Raw genomic sequence first — 15355 nt, forward strand, 5'->3', positions numbered from 1 at the left:
ATGCATGCAGACGACACATCCATCCTACTTCTGGGTCGGATCCGACGAATCATTCGTCGACACGAAGCAGATGGACCAGATTGGTCGGATAACGCTCGGGCGATTCGGAGGCTGCTCAAGAAGCGGTCAATATAAAAATGAAGACGGGGCTGCCATCTTGATTGGCGACGATTGGGAGATGACCGTCGTCTTAGACGCTCATAAGACAGCAGATAGTGCGGCACTTGTCTTAGAGCAGTTAGCACAACACGAGTCGCGCATTCGGACTGATCTTGATGCCCCACTTACGGACGCATTCCAACGAATCGAGACGACCGTGCTGGATCTATTTCAAGATCCTGATTTTTTAGCGGCGTGTGCGACGTTGCAAGGGGAGACGGCGTGTCTGATTGCGGTCCGCAAAGGACGGTTCATCTGGTGGTTCTCGGTCGGTGACGTCGTCTTGTATCTGTTTCACCCGGAGCTGATGAAGATGGGACAAGCCGCTTTGAACCAGCGTCAATTCTATGAATGGATTGGACGCGCGAACACGTTTGCGTTACCGGTCCCGAGTTACGCGCGTGGGATCCGCGAATTGCGGCAAGGCGAGAATCAGTTGTTCGTGACGACGGATGGTTTGCTTGAGTGCCCGGGAACCCCATATGCTGACGCGATGCAGATCGAGGACACTTTACGATCAGGTGGTGTCAAAGAACTTCTCTCGACGATCGAGGCACAGGGTGTTCGTGACAGTACGACGGTCGTTACATGGACCGTCACGATTGACGAACGCGTCACCCAACCTAGTGATACATGAAATAACCCGCGCTCCTGCTTGAGCGCGGGTTATTGTTATTCTGTTTCAGGCGTTTGTTCCTGTTGCTGATCGAGTTCGACCGGTTCTTGGTCCACGGGTGGCTTCGATTCAGCCAACGGGAAGGCGATGCCCGCACTTGTCAGCAAGGTGATCAAGGCGGCGCTCGTCAATGTTTGACGCATGGTCCGACACGTCCTTTCTGTCTGATTCCGACACTATATTTTAATAATTCTGAACATTCTTCATCGTTTCGTCAAGCAATCTTTTACTTCCACTACGTATTTTTCCCAAAAACCCAGTATACTTAAACATGAAAAAGGGGGAAATCGATTGAAATTAACGAAAGCCAACACACGTCTATTAGAAACCGTTTTACCACGCTTGAATCTGAATGTCGCAGAACCGGACCGGACGGAGATTGAAGACCGTCTGCGGGCAGATATCTATGAAGCCCAGCGGAAACAACGACCGTTCGAAGAGATTCACGGTCTATCGGTCGAAGCACGCCTCGATCAGATGATCGCTGAATTACCACAACGACACCGGATGGAGACGCAAAAACGCTGGACGCGAAACTATGTCTCGTCGATCCTGATGTTCATCTTCATCGAAGGGATCGATGGATTGTTCCAATTCGCTTTGATTGACTACTTATTCTTCTCGATCATCGCTCTATTCTTGATCGATGCGATGTCACAAGTCATCACGGCACCGAAGCTTAAACAAGTCAAACCGCGGGTGTGGATTCAATTCGTCATCAGCTTCATTTTGTTTTCAACCTACAAGGCACTGCTCGTGACGGTCTTCCCGGCACCAGACGTCTTGATTCAAGTCAGCGGAACGCCGTCTTATATCATCGGCATCGCGGGACTCGTTGGTCTCTACATCTACTGGTCAAAGAATCCGTTACGAAAGCGCGGCGCATAATTCGCGAGAGGAGAGGATTGCGTGGAGTTCACACATTGGAAACGACGGCTGCAAGATCATTTCGAACGAATGGGCTTTTCCCTACTGACAGAACGATTAGCATCGCAAGATATGGTCAAGCTCGAAGCGACACATGGTGCCTTCCTGTTCTTTCCGGTGACGATCCATCTGTATGAGCGGTCCGGCTGGAAGATGGTCGCCTTCGAAGCAGAGACGGAGGAGGAGCCACAACTCGTCGAGCAGCAGATTGCGTCGTTGTTCCAACTCTTGATGGTGACCTTTCAGGAAGAAGAGCGCGAGTTCCTGCTCGGATTTCATGCGAATACCGGTCGTTACCTGCCGGACCGTAATGCACCCGTCGGACGGCTCGTCCGTCTGATCGAAGAGTGCTGGTATGACGGTGACGTCCTGCGAGTCGACACATTCGATCCGTTTCCGGGACTGTTCGTCGCACCACCTTTTGCCCATCAAAGTTATGCCTTCATGCCGGAAGAACGGACGTGGCGCTTATCTGTCGGGCGTACTGGACGTCCGGCGAACGATTATCGTTTCGACGGAACGATTTTGTCCCCACACCGCTTACCGGAGTCGGAATTATTCACCGTGACACCAAAGTCGGTATCGTTAGAAGACGATAACGCGATCCGGACCTTACTGGAAACAGAACGACAGACGATCACTAAGTTCCATGATCGCGCCATGGCGACGATTCGGGCGTACGATCCATCATTTGGTTTTGCTTGGCGCGGGACGCAGACATTTTTCCACGGTGTTCCGGTCAATCCATTCGCACAGCGCTTGTGGCTCGAGAACGGCGTGACGCGATACCGGATTCTACAACAAGGATCGACGCGATTGCTTGCTTCCGGTGAGACTTGTGACGCTGTCATCGAAATGCTCGATGATGCCGTCAGCAGTGAAGAACCGGATGGTCAATCTGTCAGTCCGATTGGTCAACTGATCCTCGGGATTTGGCAACAGATCGAGTCGGACGAAGCAACGTATATCACGAACGTCGATTGCCGCGGCATCTCGCGTACACAAGCCGATAACCGGATCCGCCACGCGCTAGCAAGGCAAGAGACGATCGAGTGGGTGCACCGGGCACCGAACGAAGATGATAGTTGTCGCTTTGCCGGTCTGACGTTGACCTTCCCGCATCGTCCACCGGGTGTCATCACGATTGAACGAACGGAAGCAGAATAAAACGAACAGGCACGTCCGCGAGTAAGCAGACGTGCCTGTTCGTTTTTTTAGTGCGCGTGCTGTGACAATCGATTAAAGACGACGGACAGACTGTAATAGATCATTGCTGTCAGAGCAGCGATTGTAAAAGAAAGTGGCAGATCAAATGCGTCCTTCGTCGTCAATACGATGAGAAGACTCGCAATCACGATACCGTACACTCCGTAACCGAAGACTGTCGGCACATACGCTAATGTCGTCGATGACCGGTTGATGATCATGCCGATGATAAAGTCGAGTAAGAAGCCGGACAGCAAGATGATGGGCAAGGCGAATAAGACGTATGACAAAAATGTTGAACCGAATGAATCATACATCGTATCCGATGCCCAATCTCGGAGCGGTGTATAGGATATGTATGCTAGGACGGTGCAAACGAGCGTGGTAGTCAAGATGACGGCAAGTAATCGTTTCAACATCAAGGTTCCTCCTTTATTTTCCTTTTTGAGTATACCAATCTACATCAAAAAACACACCCTACTGGAGGATGTGTCGAGAGCGACCTATAATCCGAGCGACGCAATCAGCCGTCGAACGTCCTGATCCGCTTGTTTAGGTGTCAAAATCAACAGTTGATCGTCTACGAGGACACGTGTCTGACCACGTGGCGTCAGGATTTCATCTTCACGAATGATCGCAACGACGAGCACATCCTGGGGCATCTCGATATCCTGTAACGTTCTTCCGGCAATCACACTGTTTGTCGAGACCCTGACCTCGATGATCTCCGCTTGCGGATGGGTGACGGTCATGAATTTCAGGAACGGTTCGACCGTCGTGTCGGGCTGTGTCTCTAGCCCCATTCGCCGGACGATCCACGGCAAGGCCGTTCCTTGCAAAAGAGCAGACGTCATGACGGTGAAGAAGACGATATTGAAAAGAAGCGGCGCTTCCGCGAGACCACTCGAAAGCGGATAGGTCGCGAGAATGATCGGAACGGCGCCCCGTAATCCGGCTGCCGTGATGACACTCTGTTCTTTGACCGTGTACCGAAACGGAAGCAACGACAAGACGACGGCAAGTGGACGAGCGAGCAGGATCAACGTCAGGACGATGAAGGCCGAGACGAACAAGGTCCGAGGATCGAGTAATTGTTTTGGAAAGACGAGCAGTCCGAGCATGATGAACATGCCGATCTCTGCTAAATGCGACAAGCTGCCACTGAATCGTTTGAGCGTCTCGCGGTAGATCATGTCATGATTGTTGATCCAAATCCCGGTCAAATAGACGGCGAGAAACCCACTGGCGTGCAAAATCGTCGCAAGACCATAGGAGAAGAGAGCACCGCTGAACAGAAGCGTCGGATAAAGGGCGGACGATGGCAACTCAATCCGGTTCAGCAGTTGCGTGACGAGATACCCGATCGCAAGACCAACTAGTGTCCCGAGTCCCATCTCGTAGATGAAGGACAGAATACCCGCACCGATCGAGAACGATTCCGGCGCTAACGCAAACGATGTGAACAAAATCGTCAGGAAGACGGCCATCGGATCATTCGTTCCGGACTCCGCTTCGAGCGTATGTTTGACTTTGGCATCGACTGGTCGTCCACTGAGCAGGGAAAAAACAGCCGCCGCATCAGTCGAGCCGACGAGCGCGCCGATCAATAACGCGACCGGCCAAGAAAAATCAAGTAATAGATACGCAACGATGGCAATGATCCCGGTCGTTGCAAGGACCCCGACGGTCGCAAGCGACAGGGCAGCGGGGAGAATTTTCCGGAAGTGTGTCCACTTCGTATGCAAGCCACCGTCAAACAGAATCAGCACGAGAGCCATCGTCCCAAAGAGACGAGCTTGCTCGAAATCACCAAAGTTGATGGTTCCTGTGACATCTGACCCTGCCACGATCCCGACGACGACGAACAGGATCAACGTCGGTACATTCAACCGGACGGCAAACTTCGTCGTGATGATCGCAATCAATAGTAACGTTCCTGCGACGAATAAGATCGTCCCTTCTTCCATCCGACCACCTCTTTCGTGATAACATGTTCTCCTTTTAGTATACGTTACTTTTTGAAAATTTCGAAAAATAACGTCAAAACGAGGTGTACAAACGAAAAGAAAAAGGAAAACTAGAAACAGAACTATTTGCGTTCAATACGGAACACAAGGAGGAAAAGGGATGAACATCTGTATCGTCACGGGTGCCAACTCCGGCATGGGGATGGTCACGATTCAAGAATTATTGGAACGAGGAGATCGGGTCATCGCTACCGTCCGTTCGCAGAAAAAAGCGACGGCACTCGTACAACTACTGCGAGAACATGGTGTATCGCATACGCACCTGGAAATCGAGATCGTTCAACTCGATCAACTGGACTCCGTCCGTCGCTTCGCGGATCGTCTGTTTGATTTAGTCGGTCGGATCGACCGCTTAATTTTAAACGCCGGTGTCATGGTACCGCCGTATCATGTCACGAAGGACGGCTTCGAATCACAATTCCAGGTCAACTACTTGAGTCATTTCTATTTGATCGAGCGCTTATTGCCGTTACTTGAGAAAGGGAACGATCCGCGCGTCATCTCGATTTCGTCGCTCGCAGGTGAAGGCGGCTTGATTCGGACCGACGTCGAACTCGAAGCGATCGCCCACGTCAAAAAAGAACACTATAGCCCGATGCGTTCCTACCGCGAATCAAAGCTCCTGCAAATGATTCATATGCGTGAACTGGCTGAAAAGCACGGTGACCGGATCACGTTCGTCAGCGTCCACCCGGGGATCGTCAATACGGATCTGTTCTATCGCGGCAAGTACGGCAAAGTGATGAAGACGTTACTCAAACCGGTCGCGCAAGTCGGATACTGGACCGGAAAACTCTATACACCAGAATACGGCGCGAAGACGGCACTCTATCTCGCAACGACCGACGATCCGCTCGATAACGGCGGCTACTATGCAGATTCCGCTCCACGACTCAGTAATCCGATCGTCGAAGACGACGAGTACCGGGCGCAAGCACGGAATTTGTCGCGTCGCTGGGTTGAACTCGCCTGAACGACAAAAAACGACCGGCTCGTGGGAAGCCGGTCGTTTATCCGTTGTGACGACTGGGGGTCAGATCACTCCTAAAGGATACGTTACATTGAAATAAAATTGTGGAATATGAAAAAAATCACAAAATAATGGGCAAACGTGAAATCTTGAAGCAAAAAGGTTTTCTTCTCGCTGTACATTCGTTAGGATAGAGAAGAATTTTTTTTGTAACAGGAGGAATAACATGATACGACAAGCTACATCAAAAGACGTTCGAAACATCGCAACCCTACTTGAGCAAAAAGCGCTCTCCCTCAAAGCCAGTGGTAGTAGCCAGTGGTCTGCTTATCTGGAGCAAGACATCGAGCAACTCGTCGCGCGAGATTTAGAAGCAGGTCGCTTATATGTCTTTGAGGATCAGAACGAGCTGCTTGGTTCCGTTGCCCTGCTTCCTTCGCTCGAATGGGATCAATCCTTGTGGGATGATGTAGAAGGTCTGTATATCCATCGAATCGTCGTCAGCGACCGCGCCAAAGGACGCGGGGTCGGTCGGAAATTGCTGGAACACTCGATTGCTGTGACAGAGGATGAAGGAGAAATCCTACGACTCGATTGTGTCGCTTCAAACGAGTTTCTCAATGCATATTACACGTCCTTCGGATTCGTCTATCAAGGAACACGGGACGGCTTCTCGATTTATGAGTATGAACGCATCGAAGCGACAGCCTGAAGCGGTTCAATCAAGACAACGGTCGTTTCGTTTGGTATGGTAATAGAAAAAGAACGGTTCAAGGAGTGATCGGATGCGATTGAATATCGGCTTCATCGGCTTTGGCAAAAGTACGACCCGTTACCATTTACCGTACGTGATGATCGAGGACAACTATCACGTCACCTGGATTTACAATCGGAAGGAAAAACCGGAGCTGTTCGCATCCTATCAGGATCGACTGCCGGATGCCCGTTTTACGACGGATCTGTCCGAAATGCTCGCTGACCCGGCACTTGATGTCGTCGTCATCAATACACCACCGGCGACACATTTCGAATACGCGTTGCTCGCGCTGCAACATCAAAAGCACGTTCTCGTCGAAAAACCATTTACGGTGACGGAAGAGGAGACGAAGCGTCTATTTGCAGAAGCACATGCGCAAGGCGTCAAGATTCTCGCCTATCAAAACCGACGTTACGACAGCGACTTCCAAGTCGTCGCGCAAATCATCCGTTCCGGGAAACTTGGTCGTCTCGTCGAGGTCGTCTCGCAATTTGATCTATTCCGCCCGGAAGCGGCGTCAGCTGATGCGCGTCACGAAAACGGTGCGCTTTACGGACTCGGCGTCCATACGCTCGATCAAATCATCGCTTTGTTCGGAAAACCGGACAAGGTCGCCTTTGACGTACGAAGTGTTCGACTGCCGCATAATCCAGACGACGCGTTTGCGATTGATCTCTATTATCCGGAGCTCAAGGTCAGCGTCCGGACGAGTCATGTCGCACTTGCCCCGGCACCCCGGTGGATGTTACACGGCACGAACGGGACGTTCATCAAACAACACGTCGACCGGCAAGAGCTCGACCTGAAAGCGAACTACTTCCCGGGAGAAGAGGGGTTCGGTGAGGATTCAGAAGACGATTATGGGCGTTTGATCTATCACGATGAACACGGTCATCTGCAAGACGTCCGAATCCCGAGTCCTGTTGGTGATTACGGTAAAATGTATCGCGCCTTTTACCGCAGTATCGTCGAAGATGCACCGCTTCCGGTGAAAGAAGAGGATACCTTGTTTGTTGCCCACCTGCTCGAACAAGCTTTTGCGCAACCGTCACCTTATATCTTGACGATCCAAAATTAAATTTTAATTTGATTGCAGGTTGATGACAACTCGACTGTGCCCATAGGCATGGTCGGGTTTTTTTGATATAAAGAACAGGTGCATTCCTTATTTTTCAGATTTTTCTAAAGAAATGTTGATTATTTTTTCAAAAAGTTGGGAATAAGGGAATGTCTCACCAAATCAAAACATAGGGGGTCTATCATGAAACGATTCTTATCCGCATTGCTCGTAGCGGCTGTCATCGTTGGGGTACTCAGCCCTTCGTTGATCGCTGAGGCCGCGACGAAGTTGACCGTGACGACGGATGTCTTGCGCGTCCGCGAGAAACCGTCGACATCGAGTAAGATTCTCGGTAACGTCTACAAAGGGAACGTCTACACATCAAAGGGAACGTCCGGCAGCTGGTATAAAATCAGCTACAAATCCCGCACAGGCTACATACACAAAAACTACGTCAAATCGTCCTCGTCGAAATATACGTCGACGGGAACGAAGTATACGACGGTCGGCACACTCAACGTCCGGACGGGTGCTGGAACGAAGTATAAAGTCGTAGGACAGCTGAATAAAGGGGTTGCCGTTGCGACATACGGCACGTCAGGGAGCTGGACACGGATTCTCTACAAGGGAAGCTACCGCTATATCTCGACGCAATACGTTTCGAAGTCAAAACCATCGACGACGACGAAAAAGTTAAATGTTCCGTACTACAACCAATATTCACTCGGGTATCCATCTGGTTGTGAGTTCGTCTCGTTGAAGATGGCACTCGAATACAAGAAAAAAGCCGTCTCTGCTGCGTCACTCTATAATCAAATGCCGAAAAGCATGAAGAACGCGACGTATAAGAACGGAAAATATTACTGGGCAGATCCAGAAAAAATGTTCACGGGGAATCCAGCCGGAACGCTCGATTACTACAAGAACTGGGGCATCTATCCGAAAGGGATCCTACCACTTGCGAAAAAATACCGCAGTGGTGCCGTTGATATCTCGAAACAAGGCGTCTCGAAAATTGAGAGTGAGATTCGTAGCGGTAACCCGGTCATCGTCTGGGCAACGGTCGATTTCAAGAATCCATATGGCTACTTCTCTTGGATCAAACCGGACGGTAAAACATTTACTGGTTACCGGAACTATCACGTCATGCTCGTGACAGGTGTCTCAAGCGGTTCGTTCTACGTCTCGGACCCATACCGCGGCAAGTACAGTGTCAGTCGCTCGCAGTTCACATCCGTTTTCAATCAAACGGGACAATATGCGTTATCTGTTCGTTAAACCCTCATCCGGTCGCTCCCACGCGACCGGATTTTTGTCATTTTCAGGCATATCGATACGAAATCTACTGTAAAATGAAGGAGTTCACCTGCTAGGTGTGTAAAAGAATGACAATGTATCTATGAAAGGAAGTGAAGAGATGGAAGATCCACGGATCACGCGTCTCGAGCAGGAGGTCGCGGCGTTACGACAACGAGTAGCTGCCCTTGAAGGACAGCACACTTCGCCTGTCGCACCTGAACCGAGCGAACCAGAAGTAAGTACAGTCGCTCGCCCAGCTCCGCGCCCTGCTTATACGAAACGAAAACCGGTTGTTCCTCCACCAACATTTAAGGAAAAACGCTCCCGCGAAGAATGGGAACAGGTCATCGCGACCGTCTGGTTACCCCGGATTGGAGCGATATTCGCTGCACTCGGAGCCTTGTTTCTGTTCTCCTACGCCTCGGTTGCCGGTCTGATCAGTCCGCCTGTCCGCATCGGAAGTGGGGTATTGATCGGTCTACTCGTCATCGCCCTTGGAGAATACCAGTATGAGAAGAAACGACGTGAGCTCGGGGTCGGACTCGTCGCGACCGGTACGATCGTCGCCTTGGCGGCACTGTTCGCCGGGATGGCCTTATATCAATTCTATCCACCGTCTTTAGCCTTCTTACTTGAGCTCGTCGTCGTCTTCATCGCGTACGGTTTGATGCTCTGGATGCGATCGCAAGCCTTGCTCGTCCTCGTATCCATCACCGGTTTCTTATTACCGTATCTACAATTATCGGACGACCCGAACTTACCGCTCTTCTTATTGTACGAAGTCGTCCTGTTCGCAGCGATCTTCTTTGCGGTTGACCGACTGAAGGCCAAAAAAGCGTTCGTCTTCGCTTGGGTGATCTTTACGATCGCACTCGCGTTCGGCCTACTCTCGTTAGAGCTCTACTGGCTTGATGAACAGGTACCACGACTTGATGAATGGTCTCTCTTACTTGCGACATTCTTCGGTTACGGTGCGACATCGTTCGTCGGACGACGCATCCAGTTTCAGCCAAACGTGCCAAGCTGGCTTGCCGGAATCGTCGTCTTACTGACGTTACTGATCCTCGATTGGTCGTTCGGGACGCTTGTAGCGATTCTGTTCGCCGGAATTGCCTACGTGCTTGCGGATCGATTAAAGGATCCGGCTCAAAACGGCGTCGGTCACGTCGCCTTACTCGTCGCTGTCCTCTTGATTCCGGCAGATGCCCTCAGCTGGACGTATCAACTGCGCTACTTCTTGATTGCCGGGTTGATCGCCGCATTTTGGTTCGTTCCGCGGGCGCGAATGCCGCATCAACGGTTGTTTAACGTCGGGTTGTATGTCGTCTTTATCTTTTCAGCCGTCGTTGATTATGAATCTTATCAAAGCATAGGGCTGTCGTATGCGTTGACGGTGCTCGCGATGGTCATTGCTTCGACGGCATTCGTCTTGCTCCTCGTTCAGACACATCGTGATCCGGTTTGGAAAGGGTCATGGCAACTTGTCCTCGTCTTAGCTGCAATCGGTGTCTTTACGACATACACGTTGATCATCATGGAGTTACCATTCTACCGCGGTCTTGAAGAGACGGCGCGTAGTACGACGTTGTCCGCGGCCTATATCGTCCTCGCACTCGTCCTTGTCGCGATTGGTCGGATGCGGACGTCGTCGACGTGGCGATTATCCGGGTTGTTGCTACTGACCATCAGTGCCGTCAAGCTTTTACTATTCGATTTGTCGTTCCTGAGCTTATTCCAAAAAGCATTCGTCTTCATTGGCTTCGGAATCGTCACGTTCATCATTTCACGGACGTACTTCAAAAAACGCAAAGAACAAGCCTGACACAGCGCTTGAATCGGTTGAAATGAACCGGTTCAAGCGTTTTTAATTGCTTAAAAATTTTTATTGATAACGATTATCATTGTCGTCTATACTATTTAAGGAACTGACTTAATTAGTAACAGGGGGAACTATACATGAAACAAGTATTATTGATGACAGGGGCGCTCGCCGTCGTTTTAGCAGGTTGCAGTGAAGCGAAACAAGCGGAGACACCAGCACCGAAAAAGACGAATTTTGACCAGGTCGTCACGGATTACCGGACGTATGCGATCAACGAAATCGATACGTTCGTCCGCGAGACGGAAAAGTTCACGGATGCCGTACAAGCGGGAAAGCTTGAAGAAGCGAAAGCGTTGTACGCACCGACGCGGATGTATTACGAACGCGCAGAACCAATCGCGGAAGTATTCGGTGACCTTGATCCGAAGATCGATGCGCGAGCAGGCGACGTGAAAGCGTCGGAGTGGGGTGGCTACCACCGGATCGAGCAAGGATTATTCGAAAAGGGAACGACAAAAGGTTATGAAGCATACGCGAAACAATTGATGAAGGACGTTCATTTACTGCGGGCAAAGGTCGAGACGGTCGAGGTGACACCAGAATTACTCGTCACGGGGGCGACGGATCTATTGAACGAAGTCTCGACGTCAAAAGTGACAGGGGAAGAAGACCGTTATTCGCATACTGATTTATATGACTTCGCGGCAAACGTCGAAGGTGCTGAAAAAATCTACGAACTGTTGAACCCGGCGCTGAAAAAACAAGATGCGGCGTTATCAAAGGAAATTGCTGCTCGCTTCAAGGATGTCTACGCGTTACTCGATGCGAAGAAACAGGGTGACGGCTATGTCCTCTATACGAGTCTCTCGAAACAAGACGTCAAACAGATGAGTGTCGCCATCAATGAACTCGCGGAACCGCTCTCGAAGATGGGCATCGTACTGGAGGGATAAGCATGAAACCAATCCAAGAAGGCGTCACGCGGCGTGACGTCCTGAAGGTCGCAGGCTTGACGAGTCTCGGAGCCGCCTTGTATGCCAGTGGTCTTGAGAAGTTCCTTCCGCGGACATTGACTGTTGAAGCAAGTGATCAAGAGCCGTTCTACGGGACGTATCAAGCGGGAATTCTGACACCACCACAAAATCACGTCCAAGTCGTAGCGTTTGATATCAAGACGGAGCGACGCGATGAGTTGGTCGATTTATTAAAACGCTGGACGCGGTTATGTGCAAGACTTGCTGCCGGGTTACCATACGGCGATTCCGACTCCCGTTACGTGCCACCGGAAGATACGGGGGAAGCGGATGGATTATCTGCCGGTCACTTGACGTTTACGTTCGGGTGCGGTCCAAGTCTGTTTGACGGTCGCTTCGGCATCCGTCATAAACGACCGGATGCTCTTAAACCGTTGCCGACGTTCGATCTCGATCGTCTGGACGAAAAATGGAGCGGTGGCGACCTCGTCGTCCAAGTCTGTGGTGATGATGCGCAAGTCGTCTTCCATGCGATCCGTAACCTCGTCCGTGTCGGGCGTGGGACGGTCGCGATGCGTTGGTCCCAAGCTGGTTTCCAGCGCAGTAAAGCAGCAGATGCCTCTGGTGGGACGCCGCGTAATCTGTTCGGCTTCAAGGACGGCACGGGGAATCCTGATGTCTCGAAGAAGCAGGTCCGGAAAGAATCGCTCTTTTGTCAGTGGCAAGATGGTACACCGTGGTTGACGAACGGCTCGTTCCTTGTCGTCCGTCGCATCCAGATGCATCTCGAAGTCTGGGACCGGACGATCCTAAAAGAGCAAGAACGGACCTTCGGGCGCGAACGCGCTTCTGGGGCACCGCTCGGCTCAACAGACGAATTCGCTTCCGTTACACCGGCGAAACGTCAAGCTCGTGGCGAAGCTGCTTTACCGGTTGACTCGCATACCGCTGTCGCGCATGGGGATGGGAAGACAGCGATCTTACGCCGTTCCTACTCGTATCAGGACGGCATCGATGAGAAGACAGGTGCCCTCGATGCGGGTCTACTCTTTTTATCGTATCAGCGTTCACCAAAACAATTCATCGAGATTCAGCGTCGCCTTGCCGCACAGGATCGATTGAATGAATACATCACGCACCGTGGAAGTGCCATCTTCGCCTGCTTCGGTGGAATCTCGAAAGGAGGCTACATCGGTGATGCGTTATTTGCGTAATCTCGTCCTTGTACTTGTATTCCTTGTAGCCGGTCAACAAACGGTGCCTGTCTATGCTGCTTCGACGGATGATCTCTATGTCGCGATCGGACAAGCCCTGTCTGCCGTCGCAAGTAAAGATCGCGCAGCACTGAATCAAGCGATTGATGAACTAGGACAAGCTGCTCAAGACTTACCTGATCAACAAGCGGCAATCACGAAAGCCGTCAAACAGGTCGATACGAAACGGGAGGCAACGTTTCCGGAAGTCCGCGAGCAACTGACGGCACTCTCTGCTGCTGTCCGGAAGCAGGAAGAAGCAACGAAACCGAAGACGGACCCGATTGCGAAAGCAAAAGTGAAGCAATTGCTTTCGTTGACGAAAGAGATGCGGCAGGTCAAGGCGAGCGATCGTCCGGCAGCGGAGCAACGGTTGTTGACCGCATGGGCGACGCACGAGAGTCTTGTTCGCAACGACAGTGTCGGTCATTATGGCAACATCGAGATGGCACTTGCGTCGATCCGGATCGCGGCGGCGCGTGATTCCGCGGATACGAAGGAATGGAAAGCCGCACTTGATCAGTTCGATACGGCCGTTCAGTCTTTCCTCGACGGAGAGAAAGTCCAGGCGAAGAAAACGGGACTGCAGTCGCTGCTGACGCCACTCGAGGAGGCGCAAACCGCACTAGCTGCAAATGATTTACCGAAAGCGAAACAAGCACTCGAATCGTTTCTGAAGACCTGGCCACGTGCGGAAGGTGAGGTCCGGACACGTAATGAAGGTCTCTATTCCCAGCTTGAATCAGATGTACCACTGTTACTTGCCCGCCTGACGCCGGAAACGCGGGAAAAGACGGCACAAGAACTCCAGTCGTTTGAGAATGCTATCGCACAATTACAAACGAAGACGCATTATACGTTCGTCGATGCAATGCTCGTCATGCTGCGGGAAGGTCTCGAAGCGTTACTGATCGTCAGTGCGCTCGTTGCTTTCGCTCGCAAAAGTCGTTCAAAACAAGAAGGGAAGGTCTGGGCAGGTGCTGGTCTTGGTCTGATCGCAAGCGGTCTGTTAGCGCTCATCCTCCAGACGGTCTTTCAGGCCTCGTTCGCTGCGACGGGTCGGGAACAAATCGAAGGCTATACAGGAATCGTCGCGGTCGTTGTCATGTTGTTCGTCGGCTACTGGTTGCACTCGAAAAGCGCCGTCGCCAAACGAAAACACTTTTTGTCGACGCTTTCGACGACATCCTTGTTCTTCGTCAGCTTCTTGACGATCTTCCGAGAAGGCGCCGAGACGTTGTTATTTTATATCGGAATGGCACCAGCGATGACGAAAACTGCCTTGTTATCCGGAATCGGTCTCGCGATCATCATCATCGGTCTCGTCTCGTATGCGGTCATTCAGATTGGTGTCCGTTTACCGATTCATCGCCTGTTCCAAGTCGCGTCGTGGTTAATCTATCTAATGGCGTTCAAGATCCTTGGTACGAGTCTGCACGCGTTGCAGCTGACGAACGTCTTACCGATTCATCCGATCAATGGACTCGGAACTGCCGGGTGGATTGGCTTTTATCCGACGCTCGAGACGCTCCTCCCGCAAATTGTCCTGATGATTCTGATTGCCTTGTTTACGATCTGGCAAAAGCGGCGCACAGCAGCAATCCAGACTGCTGCTTAATCCATTTTTCAATTTCAGGTTTCAACTATTATGTTTCGGGTATAACTTCTTATCAGCAGCTTGCTGCATGAAAGAGAGGGATTTTTATGCTTGAAACACGCATCGTACGAAACATGACCGCTGTCGACGCAGAAGTGACGAGCCTCAAATCAAGTGGCTATTCGAATAAACAGATTTATATTTTTGCTAAAGATGAAGAACTCGCGGAACGGATCGCGAATGACACACAGACGTTACCGTACCGCGTGACGAAGAAGTCGTTCTTCGAGACATTATTATCAGCCGTCCGTAGTAACCGAAATGACCGGATCGCGCAGTTGTCCGAGCTTGGCATGACGAAGGATGTCGCTGAGGATCTAGAAGATGAAGTCCGACACGGTCGGATCGTCATCGTCGGTTCGAAATCCGATTTACTGAATCCAGCGTTCGCGGCGTCGTACGTGACGGATGAAGCAACCGATTATGGTGCTGGCGTACCAAAACTTGAAGACGAGGAAACGACGACGACGTTACCAGCCGATCAAAACGTCAAGTTAAAAGATGAATGATACATAAGCCTCCTGTTTCTCAGCGTAGAGACAGGAGGCTTTTGTTTAGCCTTTTCATG

At 51.1% G+C, this 15355-nt stretch carries 15 protein-coding genes; 12 read left to right on the forward strand and 3 right to left on the reverse strand.

Annotation, left to right across the window (positions count from 1 at the left end; all coding sequences use genetic code 11):
- Nucleotides 1-4: 4 nt before the first annotated feature.
- On the forward strand, nucleotides 5-796 hold the full coding sequence (locus KNQ11_RS04760; RefSeq protein ID WP_214770075.1) for a PP2C family serine/threonine-protein phosphatase: 792 nt from the start codon (nucleotides 5-7) through the stop codon (nucleotides 794-796).
- A 35-nt stretch (nucleotides 797-831) separates the two neighbouring features.
- Here the strand turns inward: KNQ11_RS04760 and KNQ11_RS04765 are convergent, their stop codons facing one another.
- Nucleotides 832-978 carry a hypothetical protein gene (locus KNQ11_RS04765; protein WP_214770077.1) on the reverse strand — a complete coding sequence of 49 codons (147 nt, stop codon included), beginning with the start codon at nucleotides 976-978 and terminating at the stop codon, nucleotides 832-834.
- Nucleotides 979-1126: 148 nt separating this feature from the next.
- Between KNQ11_RS04765 and KNQ11_RS04770 the strand changes: the two genes are divergently transcribed.
- Together KNQ11_RS04770 and KNQ11_RS04775 are read left to right on the forward strand one after the other, a co-directional pair.
- The gene (locus tag KNQ11_RS04770) at nucleotides 1127-1723 is read left to right on the forward strand and encodes a DUF1129 family protein (RefSeq protein ID WP_029341691.1); all 597 of its coding nucleotides are present in this window, start codon (nucleotides 1127-1129) and stop codon (nucleotides 1721-1723) included.
- 21 nt (nucleotides 1724-1744) lie between these two features.
- On the forward strand, nucleotides 1745-2929 hold the full coding sequence (locus KNQ11_RS04775) for a hypothetical protein (RefSeq protein WP_214770081.1): 1185 nt from the start codon (nucleotides 1745-1747) through the stop codon (nucleotides 2927-2929).
- A 47-nt stretch (nucleotides 2930-2976) separates the two neighbouring features.
- Here the strand turns inward: KNQ11_RS04775 and KNQ11_RS04780 are convergent, their stop codons facing one another.
- Nucleotides 2977-3387, reverse strand: coding sequence for a hypothetical protein (locus tag KNQ11_RS04780; RefSeq protein WP_214770084.1), 411 nt, complete (start codon nucleotides 3385-3387; stop codon nucleotides 2977-2979).
- 84 nt (nucleotides 3388-3471) lie between these two features.
- Nucleotides 3472-4935, reverse strand: coding sequence for a potassium/proton antiporter (locus KNQ11_RS04785; protein ID WP_214770087.1), 1464 nt, complete (start codon nucleotides 4933-4935; stop codon nucleotides 3472-3474).
- Nucleotides 4936-5095: 160 nt separating this feature from the next.
- On the opposite strand from KNQ11_RS04785, the gene KNQ11_RS04790 reads away from it, so the two are divergent.
- From KNQ11_RS04790 to KNQ11_RS04830, 9 genes are all read left to right on the forward strand, one after another.
- Complete coding sequence (locus KNQ11_RS04790) at nucleotides 5096-5968, forward strand: SDR family NAD(P)-dependent oxidoreductase (protein ID WP_023468304.1); 873 nt, start codon at nucleotides 5096-5098, stop codon at nucleotides 5966-5968.
- A gap of 223 nt (nucleotides 5969-6191) precedes the next feature.
- Complete coding sequence (locus KNQ11_RS04795; protein ID WP_214770090.1) at nucleotides 6192-6677, forward strand: GNAT family N-acetyltransferase; 486 nt, start codon at nucleotides 6192-6194, stop codon at nucleotides 6675-6677.
- 73 nt (nucleotides 6678-6750) lie between these two features.
- Nucleotides 6751-7800: an oxidoreductase gene (locus KNQ11_RS04800; protein WP_050677930.1), complete on the forward strand. Its 1050-nt coding sequence runs from the start codon at nucleotides 6751-6753 to the stop codon at nucleotides 7798-7800.
- A gap of 183 nt (nucleotides 7801-7983) precedes the next feature.
- The gene (locus tag KNQ11_RS04805; RefSeq protein ID WP_058703424.1) at nucleotides 7984-9060 is read left to right on the forward strand and encodes a C39 family peptidase; all 1077 of its coding nucleotides are present in this window, start codon (nucleotides 7984-7986) and stop codon (nucleotides 9058-9060) included.
- Between the two features lie 139 nt (nucleotides 9061-9199).
- Entirely contained in the window at nucleotides 9200-10903 is a 1704-nt protein-coding gene (locus KNQ11_RS04810) for a DUF2339 domain-containing protein (protein ID WP_149427362.1), read from the forward strand.
- Nucleotides 10904-11037: 134 nt separating this feature from the next.
- Nucleotides 11038-11856, forward strand: coding sequence for an iron uptake system protein EfeO (gene efeO, locus KNQ11_RS04815; protein WP_149427363.1), 819 nt, complete (start codon nucleotides 11038-11040; stop codon nucleotides 11854-11856).
- Between the two features lie 2 nt (nucleotides 11857-11858).
- A complete protein-coding gene (gene efeB / locus KNQ11_RS04820; protein ID WP_251133621.1) occupies nucleotides 11859-13091 on the forward strand; it encodes an iron uptake transporter deferrochelatase/peroxidase subunit in 1233 nt (410 codons plus the stop codon).
- Nucleotides 13075-14748 carry an FTR1 family protein gene (locus tag KNQ11_RS04825; RefSeq protein ID WP_214771892.1) on the forward strand — a complete coding sequence of 558 codons (1674 nt, stop codon included), beginning with the start codon at nucleotides 13075-13077 and terminating at the stop codon, nucleotides 14746-14748. The genes efeB and KNQ11_RS04825 overlap by 17 nt, the downstream gene beginning before the upstream one ends.
- Before the next feature lie 86 nt (nucleotides 14749-14834).
- A complete protein-coding gene (locus tag KNQ11_RS04830) occupies nucleotides 14835-15296 on the forward strand; it encodes a YflT domain-containing protein (RefSeq protein WP_023468312.1) in 462 nt (153 codons plus the stop codon).
- Nucleotides 15297-15355 lie beyond the last annotated feature (59 nt).

The sequence above is a fragment of the Exiguobacterium sp. s39 genome (assembly GCF_018618925.1).
Taxonomy (GTDB): domain Bacteria; phylum Bacillota; class Bacilli; order Exiguobacteriales; family Exiguobacteriaceae; genus Exiguobacterium_A; species Exiguobacterium_A abrahamii.